We start from the raw sequence: 14,284 nt of genomic DNA, 5'->3' as shown, positions 1-14,284 counted from the left end.
CTGCAGCCACGAAAATGGGGATGGTGATGGTAGCGCGCCGGAGCTTGCACCCGCATGAAATCGAACCGGCAGGCAACGGCTTTAGCCGTGATGCTTTTCTCTTGGAGCGTTGTACGGCAAGAGCATCACGGCCAAAGCCGTTTCCTACAATTGTTTTCTGCGGAGTTTTGCAGGTGCCCCATTCTCCTATCCACGGCGGACTGGCATGCTGTTGCCCCCGCGCCGCCCGCCCCACCGAGCCCCGTGCCCTGAAGCCGCTTTCCGACCATGCCCGCGCCCAATGGCAGATCCACTTCTGCGTGCTGCTGTGGGGCTTCACTGCGATCCTCGGCAAGCTCATCACCCTGCCGGCGCTGCCGCTGGTCTGGTGGCGCATGCTGATCGTGGTCGCCGTGCTCGCCCTGTTGCCGCGTGTCTGGCGCGGGTTGCGTGCGATGTCGTCGCGCCTCGTGCTGGCCTATGCCGGCATCGGCGTGCTGGTCGCCCTGCACTGGTTGACTTTCTACGGCTCGATCAAGCTCGCCAACGCCTCGGTGGCGGCGACCTGCATCGCGCTGGCCACCGTGTTCACCGCCCTGCTCGAGCCCTGGCTGGCACGCTCGCGCTTTGCACGCAGTGAATTGCTGCTCGGTATCGCCGTGCTGCCGGGCGTCGCCCTCGTGGTCGGCGGCGTGCCGGACGACATGCACCTCGGCGTCGCCGTCGGCGCGCTGTCAGCGCTGTTCGTGGCGATCTTCGGTTCGCTCAACAAACGCCTCGTCGAGCACGGCGATGCGCTGACCGTGACTGCGCTCGAGCTCGGTGCCGGTGCGCTGGCGCTGACGGCGCTTGCACCGCTCATGCCGTGGGTGTTTCCACAATTCGCCGGTTCGCTGTTCGAGATCCCGTCGCCACGCGACACCGCCTGGCTGCTCGCGCTGGCGCTGGGTTGCACCCTGCTGCCGTTCGCGCTGTCCCTGGTGGCGTTGCGTCACATGAGTGCGTTCGCCGCACAGCTCGCGGTCAACCTCGAGCCGGTCTACGCGATCGTGCTGGCCATCCTGCTGCTCGGCGAACAACGCGAACTGACGCCCCTGTTCTACGCCGGCGTGGTCGTCATCCTCGGTGCCGTGTTCGTACATCCGCTGCTGAAACCGCGCCGACGCATCGATATCGACGAAACCCTGGCTACGTCCGAGGCCAAGCATGTCGGCTGAAGACACCGCTGCCGTACCCCGCATCTTCGTCGATGCCGACGCCTGTCCGAACGCCATCAAGGACATCCTGTTCCGCGCCGCCGAACGCACGCCGGTGGAGGTTGTGCTCGTCGCCAACCAGTGGATCCGCGTGCCACCTTCGCGCCACATCCGCTCCTTGCAGGTCAATGCCGGTCTCGACGTCGCCGACAGCGAAATCGTCCGGCGCTGCATCGCCGGCGACCTGGTCGTCACCGCCGACATTCCGTTGGCCGCACGCGTGCTGGAAAAAGGCGCGCTCGCACTGAATCCGCGTGGTGAACTCTACACACCCGACACGATCGCCGAGCGCCTGGCGATGCGGAACTTCATGGACGGACTGCGCGGCGCCGGCATCGCCACCGACGGCCCGCCCGCCCTGCATGCACGCGATCGCCAGGCCTTCGCCAATGCACTTGACCGCTGGCTCACGCAACGCCGCACCTGAGCAGGCGAACCGACGACGTCGCCCCTGCGGCGATTGCCGGCGGATGAGGCTGGCAAGGTGCCGCTTCGGCGCGACGACATCATGTTGGACGCTGCGGCGGCATTTCGCGGGCACGCCACGCCGGCGCCACTACCAGTCCGTCGGCCGGTAATCCTTGAGAAACCTGCCCCAGACGTGGTTGCCGGTGTTGATGCCGTCGATGATCGGGTCGACGATGCGCGCGGCACCGTCGACGATGTCGAGTGGTGGATGGAAGCGTTCCTCGATGACCTTGCGCGCCGCAATGTGGGCGGGGTCCTCGTCGGTGACCCAGCCGGTGTCGACCGCATTCATGTGAATACCGTCGTTGTGATAGTCGGTCGCGGCGGTGCGCGTCATCATGTTGAGCGCGGCCTTGGCCATGTTCGTGTGCGGGTGCCGGGAAGTCTTGAAGTTGCGGTAGAACTGCCCTTCGACCGCCGACACATTGACGATGTGCTTGTCGCGTTCCGGCGTGCGCAGCATCAACGGCTTCAGGCGCGCATTGAGGATGAACGGCGCGATCGCGTTTACGAGCTGCACTTCGAGCAGCTCCACTGCGGGCACCTCGGCCATGAGCATGCGCCAGGAGTTCTTCTCGCGCAGGTCCACCTGCTGCAGATCCTGGTCGAGCCGACCCTGCGGGAACAGGTGCGGTCGCTCGGCGAACTCCTCGGCAAGCAGCGGCAGCTGCGAAAGCTGTGCGGAACGCGCGAGTCCGGCGAGACCACCGGCGACCTCGTCGCGCGCCAGTGCATTCGACGGCGAACCCTCGGGCAGCATGGCGTAGCGGCGCAGGCCCTCGTAGCGACCGAGCAGGGCGCGCACGTGATCCGGCAGGCTCGCTTCGGCGGCGCTCTCGAGTTCCATCATGTGCGCGTAGAACTCGGGTGGCCGCCGCACCGTCTGGCAGGCGTTGTTGACGATGAAATCGAGGCGGTCGCGCGTTGCCAGCAGTTCGCGGCAGAACGCCTCGACGCTCGGCGTATGGCGCAGGTCAAGGCCGAAGATCTCCAGGCGTCCGGCCCAGTCGGCGAAATCGGGTTCGGCCGCGTAGCGCAATGCCGAATCACGTGGAAACCGTGTCGTCACGATCAGGCGCGCACCCGCGCGCAGCAGCTTGATGCCGGCCTGATAGCCGATCTTCACGCGCCCGCCCGTGAGCAGGGCGACACGACCACGCAGGTCCGCCGTCTCGCTGCGCTTGGCATAGTTGAAGTCCGCGCACTCCGGGCAGAGCTGGTCGTAGAAATGATGGATCCGCGAATACTTGCGCTTGCACACGTAGCAGTGCTGCGGTTCGATCGTCTCGCGGCGCTCGGGTTCGTTGCTCTCGCTGTCCTCGGCCACGAAGCCTTCGGGCGGGAACACATTTGGGGTCGTGAACACCGGCTTGCGGCGCAGTTCGCGGATGCCGGTCGCGTGCAGAACCGCCTCCTCCCGTGCCACGCGCTCGGCCGCGCGCCGACGTCCGGCGGCCTTTAGGCGCTGCCGGCGCAGCCTCGGATCAGGCTCGTAGATCGACGCGATCGCGCGAAACAGGCGCTCGCGCAGTTCGTCCGGCAGGTGGTCGGCCAACGAACGGTCGGCGGCCACGGCTTCGAGGAAGGCGATGCCTTCGTTCGCGGCAGCCGTCCCGGCATCGGCGGCATTGGAGGTCGGAACGCTGTTCATCGGTCGCCGCGCCACGCGGGCGCGCCAATTGGCGAAAGGGCGCGCATGATACGGAAACATCCGCCACGACGACCAATGCGGGGCCGGACATGTCGATCCACGCCCTTCCCGTCTGTCAACCACAATGTTCCCGTTTTTTCCCAGCCAGGAACCACGCCATGAGCTACATCGACGGATTCGTCATCGCCGTACCGACCGCCAACAAGCAGAAGTTCATCGACCACGCCCGCGAGTTCGATCCGGTGTTCATCGAATACGGCGCCACACGCGTCGTCGAAAACTGGGGCGACGACGTTCCACCCGGCAAGGTCACCGATTTCGCCCGTGCCGTGCAGGCCACGGCCGACGAGACGGTGGTGTTCTCGTGGGTCGAATGGCCGGACAAGGCGACCCGCGATGCCGGCATGCAGCGCATGATGGAAGACCCGCGCTTCGACCCGTCCAACATGCAGATGCCATTCGATGGCAAGCGCATGATCTTCGGCGGGTTCGTGCCGGTGTTCGAGTTGAAGGCCTGACCGCCCTTTCGCACACCCATAGGAGCCCCTGTAGGAGTCCCTTCAGGGGCGATGCCCATTCGCACGCCGTTGCGATACCCGATCGCCCGTGAATGGGCTCCTACACCATCGGCAACCTCAAGCCCTGCTCATTCGCGCAGGCCTGGGCGATTTCGTAACCCGCATCGGCATGCCGCATGACGCCGGTGCCGGGATCGTTCCACAGCACGCGGGCGATGCGCCGGTCCGCCCCGGCAGTGCCGTCACAGACGATGACGACGCCTGAGTGCTGCGAATAGCCCATGCCGACGCCGCCGCCATGGTGCAGGCTGACCCAGGTTGCGCCTCCGGCGACGTTGAGCATGGCATTGAGCAAGGGCCAGTCGCTGACGGCATCGCTGCCGTCGCGCATCGCTTCGGTCTCGCGGTTCGGCGAAGCAACGCTGCCGGAATCCAGATGATCGCGGCCGATGACCACCGGCGCCTTCAGCTCGCCCTTGCGCACCATTTCGTTGAAGGCGAGGCCGAGCTTGTGGCGCAGACCGAGGCCGACCCAGCAAATGCGCGCCGGCAGCCCTTGGAACGAAATGCGCTCGCGCGCCATGTCGAGCCAGCGATGCAGGTGCGGATCGTCGGGGATCAGTTCCTTGACCTTGGCGTCGGTGCGGTAGATGTCCTCGGGATCGCCGCTGAGCGCGACCCAGCGGAACGGGCCGATGCCGCGACAGAACAGCGGGCGCACGTAGGCTGGCACGAAACCGGGGAAGTCGAAGGCATTGGCGCAACCTTCGTCCTTGGCCATCTGGCGGATGTTGTTGCCATAGTCGACGGTCGGGATGCCCTGTGCATGGAAAGCCAGCATCGCCTCGACGTGCACGCGCATCGATTTCTTCGCCGCGTCGCGCACACCGCTCGGGTCGCGTTGCTGGGCGTCGAGCCATTGCTCGACCGTCCAGCCGATCGGGAGATAGCCGTGCACGGGGTCATGCGCGCTGGTCTGGTCGGTCACGCAGTCCGGGCGCACGCCGCGGCGCACCAGTTCCGGCAGGACTTCCGCGGCATTGCCAAGCAGGGCGATCGATTTCGCCTCGCCGGCCTGCGTGTACTTCGCGATACGTGCGAGCGCGTCGTCGATGTCACTGGCCTGCTCGTCGACGTAACGCGTGCGCAGGCGGAAATCGATACTGGTCTGCCGACACTCGATGTTCAGCGAGCAGGCACCGGCGAGGCTTGCCGCGAGCGGCTGCGCCCCTCCCATGCCGCCGAGACCGGCGGTGAGGATCCAGCGCCCCTTGAGCGAGCCGCCGTAGTGCTGTCGCCCCATCTCGACGAAAGTCTCGTAGGTGCCCTGCACGATGCCCTGCGAGCCGATGTAGATCCACGAACCCGCCGTCATCTGGCCATACATCATCAAGCCCTTGCGATCGAGCTCGTTGAAGTGCTCCCAGGTCGCCCAATGCGGCACCAGATTGGAGTTGGCGATCAGCACGCGCGGTGCATCGGCATGGGTCGGGAACACGCCAACCGGCTTGCCGGACTGTACGAGCAGGGTTTCGTCATCGCCCAGCGTCTTCAGTGTCTCGATGATCGCGTCATAGCAGGCCCAGTCACGCGCCGCCCGGCCGATACCGCCATAGACGACGAGTTCAGTGGGGTTTTCGGCAACCTCGGCGTCGAGATTGTTCTGCAACATGCGAAACGGCGCTTCGGTCAGCCAACTGCGGCAGGTCAGCGTGGCACCGCGCGGGGCACGGATGGTGCGTGAGGAATCCTTGCGCGAGACGGGGGAAGGCATGTGGCTCTCCGGGACAGGCAGGGTGGCGATTATCACCGTCTCGCGTGGCGCTGGCGACGCCGCTGGCGCGGCATCACGCTCATGCCAGGCGCCGTCCTCGCCACGACCGGCACCCTGCCCCGGCTGCCAGCCTTCCAGATACTTGCGTACGAGCCAATAGCCGACGACCAATCCGCCGCCGATGGCGAAAAGCTCCTGCCAATCCATCTCAGGCCTCCGCTTCCATGGTCGCGAGCAGAAGATCGCGATATGCCGCAGTACGCGCGTGGGCCGGCGTGTCCGGATCGAGGAACACCAGGCGTGCGTCGAGATCGTGCGCCAGCTGCGCGTGCACCTGCCGCCGTGACGGCGCATCGACGAAAGCCATGAGATCGATCGTCGGCGACAGGTGCAACGACAGCTTGCGCGGCAGGTTCGCCGCCACCGGCGGACAGGCGACGCATTCGAAAGCAACCAGGGCATAGGTGCTCCAGGACAGATCGAGCGCGCGACGCAACAGCGCGAGACGCAGCACCAGCGCCCACACGGACAGCCAGGCAAGCGCCGCGACCAGCACGAACAGCGGAATCGTCGCGAACACCAGCGTGAGCGGCGTGGCGACCAGCACCAACAGCCATACCGCACAGACCCATGGCGCCAGTCGCGCGATCGCGCGCACACGTGCATCGAGCAGCGCGCGTGCCACGTCGGTGCCATCGGGCGGATCGAGCGTGTCACGCACGCCCCATCCGAGCTTCCACGCCGTTGCCAGTGGTCGCCACGGCGCGAGCAGCAGCACGCGCCGGCGCGCAATCCAGGGTTGCTGCGATCCGAACAGGATGCGCCGACGCCGACCGCACTCGACGACGGCCTCGTCGACGTGCAGCAGGACCAGGCCATCGAGCAGGTAGATCAGGATGACGACCGCGGCGAACTGCCATTCCGCGGAAATGGCCATGCTCAGACCTTCTTCTTGCGTCCGAACAGCTTGCCAAGCGCAGCGAACAGTGCGACCGCGCCACCGACGATCAGCTTCCAGAACTTGGCCAGGAAGCCGGTCTTCGCCGCGATCGCGGCGGCACCACCGACGACCAGCGCGGCGAGTCCGTACTCGGCGACGCGATCGCCCTCGCGGTACTCGGCGTAAGTCTCACCCGGATTGAAGGCGAAACCGGCGAGCGAGGCCTTGAACGACGGGATGTCCCGCTCGAGGGTTTCTGGGTCGGTCACGAGGGTTGCATTCATCACGCCGGTGCGACCGAGCAGGCGCACCGTGTAGTTGACCGACTCACCCTCGTCACTGCGCAATCTGAGGCCCCATTCGAGGCGGCGCGTCTGCGTATCGTAGTGCGGCGCCACCGCCCAACCGATCGTGTGGAGTTCGCCAAGGCCAAGCTGCCGGCGGTACTCGTTGGCCGGTACGTCATTGTCCTTCAGGGTCGACAGCAGTTCATCGGCATCGATCTTCTCGTCATCCTTGACGTAGCCGACCGGGTCGAAGGTGAACGTCGCCCACCAGTCGGCGTCCTCGGTCGATGAGACGATGATGTAGTTGCCATCCTCGGGGATATTGCCGGTGAGTTCGAGGAAACGCCGGCTGTTGGCTTCATCGAGAAACGAGATCGATTCGCCAGTGCGAAGCGTTGCCTTGCGTGCGATGTCCTCACTGCCGGGTCCCCTGTGCCAATCGAGCCGGGAGAAGGGACTGTCATCCTCCGCGTCCTGGGCAATCACGGGTGCGGCGGCGAACAGCGTCAATGCGGTGAACAACAGGGCCTTCATGTATGGACTCCTTGGGATTCTCTGATCAATCCTGCAAGGGCGACGCCATCATTGCAGGATTGATCAGAACACCCCTTGACGAGAGTCGACCGATGATCGTGCAGCGTCTGCCCGTCACCGGCCAACACGGCGAGGAGATGGAGTGGGCACATCCCCGCCGGGAAGCATAGCCGGTCGGCTCAACGCACGCGCACCGACCAGGAGATCTCCCGCACTTGCTTCGAATCCTTCTCCCACGGCCGCCAATAGCGCAGGCGAAGCGTGGTCTCGCCGGGCGTCTGCGCACGGAAGCGCCACAGTGCGGTGGTCGGTCCACCCACGGCGGGGCGGTCATCTTTCGCTGCACCGGTTGCCGCGACTGGGCCAAGCATCCGCACCAGCACGCCACTGCCGTCGTCGTCGACACGTTCCCAGACGTAGCCGGTCGAGACGTTGCCGCGCAGGCTCACGCTCAGCACATCGTCGACAGCCGCCTCGACAATACCGCCGGCGTGTGCGAACAGGTCGATCTCGGCAGCGCGCGCGGCCCCGGCCAGCACGCATGCCATGAACAAGAAGAATCCCGAGCAGATCGTGGACGCCTGTCGCATCGGCCGAGCATAACAGGCCACATGATTCACCTGTCGGCCCGCATGCGGGACAATGGCGCGCTTTGACGAACCGATGCCGACGATGCACCTGCCGTGGTCCACCCGCCTGCTGATCCTGCCGCTGCTGCTGCTCGCCGCCTGTGCGCCGAGCGGAGTACGCAAGAGCGTCGCACCGCCCGATCCGGTGATTCTCGTGTCGATCGACGGCATGCGCGCCGACTATCTCGAACGTGGCCTGACCCCGACCCTGAGTGCGATCGCGGCGAACGGCGCACGCGCCGAGTACATGCGCCCCTCCTTTCCGTCGCTGACCTTTCCGAACCACTACACCCTGGTCACCGGCCTGCGCCCCGATCGCAACGGCATCGTCGCCAATCACTTCGAGGACAAGCGCATACCAAAGTCGCGTTTCAGCCCGACGAACCGGGAGGCCGTCCAGGATGCGCGCTGGTGGAACCAGGCGGTGCCGTTGTGGACCACCGCGCAACGCACCGGCCTGCGCGCCGGCACGATGTTCTGGCCAGGTTCGGAAGCACCCGTGCACGGCACCTGGCCCGACTACTGGGCGCCGTTCGATGCCAGCGTGACCGACGAGGCACGCGTCGACACCGTGCTCGGCTGGCTCGACTTGCCTGCGGAACGGCGACCTTCGCTGCTCACCCTGTACTTCGATCGCGTGGATACGAGCGGCCACGACTTCGGCCCGGATTCAGCGGAGGTCGATGAGGCCCTGCGCCATGTCGACGACGCATTGCGACGTCTCCTGCGCGGCCTCGACGCGCGTGGTCTGGGCGGGCGCATCAACCTGATCATCGTCTCCGACCACGGCATGACTGCAAACTCTCCCGAGCAGGTCATCTATCTCGATGACATCGTCGAGGAACAGGCCGTGCACGTGGTGACCTGGGGCGCCCTGGCCGGCGTCCGCCCGCTGCGCGAACATCGTCGTGATGTCGAAAAGGCCTTGCTGGCACCACACGACCACATGAGCTGCCATCGGCGACGAGCGATCCCCGCGCGCCTGCACTACGGACGCAACGAACGCATTCCACCGATCGTCTGCATCGCCGAAATCGGCTGGATGATCACGTCGCATGCCGCCATGGCGCGCATGAAGCACTTCCCGCTCGGTCGACACGGCTACGACAACGAGGAACCTGACATGCGCGCCATCTTCGTTGCACGCGGACCGGCATTCCGCGAGGGCGTCGTCATTCCGCCATTCGACAATGTCGACGTCTACCCGCTGCTCGCCCACCTGCTCGGACTGAAGCCCGAACCGAACGACGGCGACCCGGTCAGCACGCGTGCCGCGCTGCATTGAAGGCTGCCAGCCTTCTGCGCGGAACTCACCGCCCGCACACCGGGAAAGCCACGCGTCGCCTTCTCCCCCGACTGCAAAGGGAGAAGGGACACGCGCTCACGCGGAATTCATCAGCCTCGTCACCACGGCACGATAGCGCGCCGCGATCCGTGCCTCGTCGCGGTGGCGGAAACCGCGCACGACCCATTCGCCATTGACCATGACGTCGCGCACGAGTGGCGCATTGCCGGCGAAGATCCAGGTATCGAGCAGATTCGCCGATGTACGACCGGCGAGCAGAGGAGAAGTGTCGTCGAGGACCACAAGGTCGGCACGCGCGCCGACCGACGGCAGTGCGGCGTCGCCACCTTGGAGGCGACCGATAGCCAGGCCTGATGCGCGCGCACCGCCGAGCAGGGCCTGCGCGAACAAGGTTTCGCCGGTGCTCGGCCGTGTCGCATCGGCGGCGACGTTGCGTTGGCGCGTGACGAGTCGCTGGCCGTATTCGAGCCAGCGCAGATCCTCGACCGGTGACACCGAGATGTGGCTGTCCGAACCGATGCCGATGATGCCGCCGGCATCGAGGTATTCGCGCAACGGGAACAGGCCGTCGCCGAGGTTCGCCTCGGTGGTCGGGCACAAGCCGGCTACCGCGCCCGTGGCGGCCAGGCGTCGCGTTTCGTCGGCATCGATGTGGGTGGCATGGACCAGGCACCAGCGCGCATCCACCGGCGCATGGTCGAGCAGCCAGGCAACGGGGCGCGCACCACGCACGGCCAGGCAGTCCTCCACTTCGCCGACCTGCTCGGCGATGTGGATGTGGATCGGCATCATCGATACCGGCAGGCCGGAGCGCGCCGGCGGCAGCGCGGCGAGGCCATCGAATACAGCGCGCAAGGCATCTGCGGGCACCGCGCGCAGCGAATGCAGGGCAACGCCGACACGCACGCGTGCATCCTCGAGCATGCGCAAGCGCTCGACGAGGCGCAGGAAACCGTCGACACCGTGGCCGAAACGACGCTGGCGTTCAGCGAGCGGACGCCCGTCGAAGCCGCCGGTCATGTACAGCGTCGGCAACAGGGTCAGGCCGATGCCGGTCTCCTGCGCGGCATCGACCAGGGCCAGCGCCATCGCCGCCGGGTCGGCATACGGGCGGCCATCAGGCTGGAGGTGCAGGTAGTGGAACTCGCAGACATGCGTATAACCGGACTTGAGCATCTCCACGTAGAGCTGGCTGGCGATCGCGCGCAGATCGTCGGGACCGACACGCGAGGCGAACGCGTACATGACCTCGCGCCAGGTCCAGAAGCTGTCATCGGCAGGGCCACGGCGTTCGGCAAGACCGCTCATCGCACGCTGGAAGGCATGCGAATGCAGGTTCGGCATGCCCGGCAGCACCCAACCGTCGATCGGCTCGGCCTCGACGGCCCCCGCATCCGCGCGCACATCGAGCAGCGCGCCGGCGAGCCAACGCCCGCCCTCGACCTCGATGCGCACGTCACTGGCCCAGCCATCCGGCAGCCACGCATTCGCCGCGTGCAGCACCTGGGTCTTCATCGCTCGCACTCCGCGGCAAAGCGCCGATTATCGGCCGGGATGCGGCGCCACCGGAAGGGAATCGCTGTTCAAGGCGTTTGCCGGCTGCAGCCCCCACGAATTCAAAGCCACGCCGGGAAGCGGCTTCGACCACACCGAGCAGGACCGACATCGCCGAAGCGCGCCGCCGCGCAGCGCGACGATGCAATAATCGGCGCATGAATACCGCCTCGCACGATGACGCCTGGGATGGGTTGCTGCTCGACGTCCGCCTTGCCACGCTGGCCGACACCGGCATGCCGTACGGTGCGATCGAGCGCGCCGCGCTCGGCTGGAAGGACGGGCGCATCGTGTTCGCCGGCGCGCTGGTCGACCTGCCTGCCAAGGCCCGCGCCACGGCGCGCCAGGTCGAATCGCTCGACGGCGCATGGATCACGCCGGGCTTGATCGACTGCCACACCCATCTCGTCTTCGGCGGCGACCGCGCGCACGAGTTCGAGTTGCGCCTTGAAGGCGCGAGCTACGAGGACATCGCACGAGCCGGTGGCGGTATCGCCTCGACCGTGCGCGCGACGCGCGAACGCGACGACGAAGCCTTGCTCGCCGCCTCGCTGCCGCGCGCCCGCGCCCTGCTTGCAGACGGTGTGACCACGGTCGAGATCAAATCCGGTTACGGCCTTGACCTCGACAGCGAACTGAAAATGCTGCGTGTCGCCCGCGCCATCGGCACACGGCTCGGCCTCGGCGTGCGCACGACGTTTCTCGGAGCGCATGCGCTGCCACCGGAATTCGCCGGACGTCAGTCCGAATACGTCGAGCACATCTGCGCGACCATGCTGCCAGCCGTGGCCGCCAGCGGCCTCGCCGATGCGGTCGATGCGTTCTGCGAGAAGATCGCCTTCACCCCCAGCGAAACCCGGCGCGTGTTCGACGCTGCTCGCGCACTCGGCCTGCCGGTCAAGCTGCACGCCGACCAGTTGTCCGACCTGGATGGCGCCGCGCTGTGTGCCTCGTTCGGCGGACTCTCGGCCGACCACATCGAGCACACCAGCGCGGCCGGCGTCGCCGCCATGGCTGCGGCCGGCACGGTCGCCGTGCTGCTGCCCGGCGCGTTCTACGCACTGCGCGACACCTGCCTGCCGCCGATCGCCGAACTGCGCGCGCAGGGCGTGCCGATGGCCGTGGCCAGCGACCTCAATCCCGGCACTTCGCCGCTGCTGTCGCTGCGCCTGGCCATGAACATGGCCTGCGTCCTGTTCCGCCTGACGCCGGAGGAAGCGTTGCGCGGCGCCACCGTGCACGCCGCGCGTGCGCTTGGTCTCGGTGACCGCGGTCGCCTCGCTCCGGGGCAACGTGCCGATTTCGTTGCCTGGGACATCGGACGTCCGGCTGATCTGTGCTACTGGATCGGCGGCACCCTGGCGCGGCGTGTTTGGATCGGTGGCCAGTGAGGTTGTGATCGGCATCAGGTCTGGATCGGGAGCGCCGCGTCGGAGGCATTCCCTGATCCAGCCCCCGAGGATGTTCCGACTTGGCCGATCGCGACTGAAGCCGCACACGATCGACGTCCTGTATGGACTCAGCCACGAAAGAGTCCGAACACGGCATTCCCCGAAACGACGAACCCCCGCCGAAGCGGGGGTTCGCGGGCAAAACCAGACGCCGACAATCAGCCGGCGGTCTTCTTCGCCGCAGCCTTCTTGGCCGGCGCGGCCTTCTTGGCTGCCGCCTTCGCCGGAGCAGCAGCCGCCGGCTTGGCGCCGGCCGCCTTCTTCACCGCGCGCGGGCGCACGTTGCCATGGCTGCGAATGGAAATCTTGCCCTTGCGGGTCTTGCGGTCACCACGGCCCATCGGACGTCCTCTCAGGTATTCGGGTCAACAAAGGCCGCGCAGGATAGCAGCAAGCCGGCAGATCGCAAGGGATGTCGGCCTCAACGCCCCGCCGCATGGCCACAATCCGCCTGCGCGCAGGTCAGATCCTCGACCTGCACGGTGGCGTGGGCGATGCCAAAGTGCAGGCGCAGGACCTGCTGGATCGACCGGATCGCGTGATCGGGGGCGACGCCTTCGCGCAGGCATGCGTGCAGGGTGGCGATGCGTTGCCCACCCGAGAGTTGCCAGATGTGCACATGATGGATGTCGCGCACGCCTTCCGCTTCGCCTTCGACGATCGCCGACACACGCTCGACTTCGACTCCGTCGGGCACCCCTTCAAGCAGGATATGCGCGCAGCGGCGCAGCAGGCGCATCGCGGCGTTGAGGATCAGCAGAGCGACGAAAACCGAAATCAGCGGGTCCGCCCACAGCCAGTCGAGCCAGCGCACCAGCAGCGCCGCGACCACTGCGCCGAGCGAACCGAGCAGGTCGCCGAGCACATGCAGGCGTGCGCCGGCGGTGTTGACGTCGTCGTGGTCATGGCCGCCGAGCACGCGCAGGACGACCAGATTGACGACGAGTCCGGCGATGGCGACCACGAGCATGGTGCCGGACAGGATCGGCGCCGGCGCGAGAAAGCGCGTGACTGCCTCGAACAGGATCCAGGCGACGAGGAAGACCTGGGTCAGCGCATTGGTGTAGCCGACCAGCACCTCCAGGCGGGCATAGCCGAAGCTGCGCCGCGCATCGGCTGGCCGGCGCGCGAAGCGTGCGCCAAGCCAGGCGAACAGCAGGGCCGCGGCGTCGACGAACATGTGCGCGGCGTCCGCGAGCAGGGCCAGCGAACCCGAGATCCAGCCACCGACCGCCTCGACCACGAGGGTGATCGTGGTCAGCACGAATGCCCACAGCAGATGGCGCTCGCTGCGCGGCGCATGCGCATGACCATGGTGATGGTCATGTGCATGCGCCGCATGGTCATGGTGCTTGGGCGTGGCGTGGTCGTGCATGGCCGGCGATGCTAGTGAGCAGGTGCGCAGTTACACAATTTCAACGCGCCCAATGCCTGCAATCCGGACCGTGCACGTGGTCCAGGCGCAAGTTGACCAGGTGCGCAAGCGCAACCAGCACGCCACCGCTGCTGACCAGTACGGCATGCAGCGGGTTGGCGTGGCTGTCGCCGACCAGCAGTCCGGCCACGAGCAGGGCAATGCCGGGAATGAGCACCCAGAATGCGCGCCAGCTGCCATGCCGGCGCAGGCCGAACAACAGGCTCGTCGTGGCCAGCGCCACCGCGAAGGCCACGAAGGCGCGCTCGATGCGATGGTCGGACAGGAACGCCAGCTCGAGTGCCGGCAGCACGCCGAACACGACCGGCAGCAGGGCGCAGTGAACCGCGCACAGGAATGACGCCAAAGCGCCGAAGCGATCGACGAAACGGTTCCAGCGCGTCGGTGGTTCGGGCATCGGCATGGACGTCGTACCAATCCGCCAGGTGACTCGTGATTCGTGCAGCGCATTGCCGGAAGCCATGCCTCTGCCCATCGCCAGTCACCGGAGTCGGGCTTGTTG

The 14,284-nt window shown here is 66.7% G+C and carries 14 protein-coding genes; 5 read left to right on the top strand and 9 right to left on the bottom strand.

Going from position 1 to position 14,284, the window contains the following annotated elements:
• Window positions 1-248 precede the first annotated feature (248 nt).
• Both KF907_RS13395 and KF907_RS13390 read left to right on the top strand, forming a co-directional pair.
• Entirely contained in the window at window positions 249-1,196 is a 948-nt protein-coding gene (locus KF907_RS13395; RefSeq protein WP_291221249.1) for a DMT family transporter, read from the top strand.
• A complete protein-coding gene (locus tag KF907_RS13390; RefSeq protein ID WP_291221088.1) occupies window positions 1,186-1,662 on the top strand; it encodes a YaiI/YqxD family protein in 477 nt (158 codons plus the stop codon). Before KF907_RS13395 ends, KF907_RS13390 begins: the two co-directional genes overlap by 11 nt.
• Window positions 1,663-1,791: 129 nt before the next feature.
• On the opposite strand, the gene KF907_RS13385 is transcribed toward KF907_RS13390, so the two are convergent.
• Entirely contained in the window at window positions 1,792-3,354 is a 1,563-nt protein-coding gene (locus tag KF907_RS13385; RefSeq protein ID WP_472843876.1) for an SDR family oxidoreductase, read from the bottom strand.
• 158 nt (window positions 3,355-3,512) lie between these two features.
• On the opposite strand from KF907_RS13385, the gene KF907_RS13380 reads away from it, so the two are divergent.
• Complete coding sequence (locus KF907_RS13380; protein WP_291221087.1) at window positions 3,513-3,872, top strand: DUF1428 domain-containing protein; 360 nt, start codon at window positions 3,513-3,515, stop codon at window positions 3,870-3,872.
• Between the two features lie 100 nt (window positions 3,873-3,972).
• Here the strand turns inward: KF907_RS13380 and hutU are convergent, their stop codons facing one another.
• The 4 genes from hutU to KF907_RS13360 form a co-directional block, all read right to left on the bottom strand.
• Window positions 3,973-5,646: a urocanate hydratase gene (gene hutU / locus KF907_RS13375; RefSeq protein WP_291221247.1), complete on the bottom strand. Its 1,674-nt coding sequence runs from the start codon at window positions 5,644-5,646 to the stop codon at window positions 3,973-3,975.
• A gap of 208 nt (window positions 5,647-5,854) precedes the next feature.
• On the bottom strand, window positions 5,855-6,583 hold the full coding sequence (locus KF907_RS13370) for a hypothetical protein (protein WP_291221086.1): 729 nt from the start codon (window positions 6,581-6,583) through the stop codon (window positions 5,855-5,857).
• A gap of 2 nt (window positions 6,584-6,585) precedes the next feature.
• Entirely contained in the window at window positions 6,586-7,407 is an 822-nt protein-coding gene (locus KF907_RS13365; RefSeq protein ID WP_291221085.1) for a DUF2167 domain-containing protein, read from the bottom strand.
• Window positions 7,408-7,586: 179 nt separating this feature from the next.
• Window positions 7,587-7,955: a protease inhibitor I42 family protein gene (locus KF907_RS13360; protein ID WP_291221246.1), complete on the bottom strand. Its 369-nt coding sequence runs from the start codon at window positions 7,953-7,955 to the stop codon at window positions 7,587-7,589.
• Between the two features lie 94 nt (window positions 7,956-8,049).
• Between KF907_RS13360 and KF907_RS13355 the strand changes: the two genes are divergently transcribed.
• A complete protein-coding gene (locus KF907_RS13355; RefSeq protein ID WP_291221084.1) occupies window positions 8,050-9,321 on the top strand; it encodes an alkaline phosphatase family protein in 1,272 nt (423 codons plus the stop codon).
• A gap of 96 nt (window positions 9,322-9,417) precedes the next feature.
• Here the strand turns inward: KF907_RS13355 and KF907_RS13350 are convergent, their stop codons facing one another.
• A complete protein-coding gene (locus tag KF907_RS13350; RefSeq protein WP_291221083.1) occupies window positions 9,418-10,857 on the bottom strand; it encodes a formimidoylglutamate deiminase in 1,440 nt (479 codons plus the stop codon).
• Window positions 10,858-11,054: 197 nt separating this feature from the next.
• Between KF907_RS13350 and hutI the strand changes: the two genes are divergently transcribed.
• Entirely contained in the window at window positions 11,055-12,287 is a 1,233-nt protein-coding gene (gene hutI / locus KF907_RS13345) for an imidazolonepropionase (RefSeq protein WP_291221082.1), read from the top strand.
• 218 nt (window positions 12,288-12,505) lie between these two features.
• On the opposite strand, the gene KF907_RS13340 is transcribed toward hutI, so the two are convergent.
• The 3 genes from KF907_RS13340 to KF907_RS13330 all read right to left on the bottom strand — a co-directional run bounded on the left by KF907_RS13340 (window position 12,506) and on the right by KF907_RS13330 (window position 14,245).
• On the bottom strand, window positions 12,506-12,688 hold the full coding sequence (locus KF907_RS13340) for a 30S ribosomal protein THX (RefSeq protein ID WP_291221081.1): 183 nt from the start codon (window positions 12,686-12,688) through the stop codon (window positions 12,506-12,508).
• Window positions 12,689-12,768: 80 nt separating this feature from the next.
• Window positions 12,769-13,722 carry a cation diffusion facilitator family transporter gene (locus tag KF907_RS13335; protein ID WP_291221080.1) on the bottom strand — a complete coding sequence of 318 codons (954 nt, stop codon included), beginning with the start codon at window positions 13,720-13,722 and terminating at the stop codon, window positions 12,769-12,771.
• Window positions 13,723-13,762: 40 nt separating this feature from the next.
• The gene (locus KF907_RS13330; RefSeq protein ID WP_472843875.1) at window positions 13,763-14,245 is read right to left on the bottom strand and encodes a MerC domain-containing protein; all 483 of its coding nucleotides are present in this window, start codon (window positions 14,243-14,245) and stop codon (window positions 13,763-13,765) included.
• Window positions 14,246-14,284: the final 39 nt, after the last annotated feature.

Origin of the sequence: Dokdonella sp. (assembly GCF_019634775.1) — a bacterium.
Classification (GTDB): Bacteria; Pseudomonadota; Gammaproteobacteria; order Xanthomonadales; family Rhodanobacteraceae; genus Dokdonella.
Note: the sequence above shows the minus strand (reverse complement) of the source record. Positions and strands in the feature narration are given on the sequence as shown.

Excerpts from the sequence above, each read along its gene's own strand:
- KF907_RS13390 (WP_291221088.1), top strand. The coding sequence starts at position 1,186 with ATGTCGGCTGAAGACACCGCTGCCGTACCCCGCATCTTCGTCGATGCC.
- KF907_RS13385 (WP_472843876.1), bottom strand. The coding sequence starts at position 3,354 with ATGAACAGCGTTCCGACCTCCAATGCCGCCGATGCCGGGACGGCTGCC.
- KF907_RS13380 (WP_291221087.1), top strand. The coding sequence starts at position 3,513 with ATGAGCTACATCGACGGATTCGTCATCGCCGTACCGACCGCCAACAAG.
- hutU (WP_291221247.1), bottom strand. The coding sequence starts at position 5,646 with ATGCCTTCCCCCGTCTCGCGCAAGGATTCCTCACGCACCATCCGTGCC.
- KF907_RS13370 (WP_291221086.1), bottom strand. The coding sequence starts at position 6,583 with ATGGCCATTTCCGCGGAATGGCAGTTCGCCGCGGTCGTCATCCTGATC.
- KF907_RS13365 (WP_291221085.1), bottom strand. The coding sequence starts at position 7,407 with ATGAAGGCCCTGTTGTTCACCGCATTGACGCTGTTCGCCGCCGCACCC.
- KF907_RS13360 (WP_291221246.1), bottom strand. The coding sequence starts at position 7,955 with ATGGCATGCGTGCTGGCCGGGGCCGCGCGCGCTGCCGAGATCGACCTG.
- KF907_RS13355 (WP_291221084.1), top strand. The coding sequence starts at position 8,050 with ATGGCGCGCTTTGACGAACCGATGCCGACGATGCACCTGCCGTGGTCC.
- KF907_RS13350 (WP_291221083.1), bottom strand. The coding sequence starts at position 10,857 with ATGAAGACCCAGGTGCTGCACGCGGCGAATGCGTGGCTGCCGGATGGC.
- hutI (WP_291221082.1), top strand. The coding sequence starts at position 11,055 with ATGAATACCGCCTCGCACGATGACGCCTGGGATGGGTTGCTGCTCGAC.
- KF907_RS13340 (WP_291221081.1), bottom strand. The coding sequence starts at position 12,688 with ATGGGCCGTGGTGACCGCAAGACCCGCAAGGGCAAGATTTCCATTCGC.
- KF907_RS13335 (WP_291221080.1), bottom strand. The coding sequence starts at position 13,722 with ATGCACGACCACGCCACGCCCAAGCACCATGACCATGCGGCGCATGCA.
- KF907_RS13330 (WP_472843875.1), bottom strand. The coding sequence starts at position 14,245 with ATGGCTTCCGGCAATGCGCTGCACGAATCACGAGTCACCTGGCGGATT.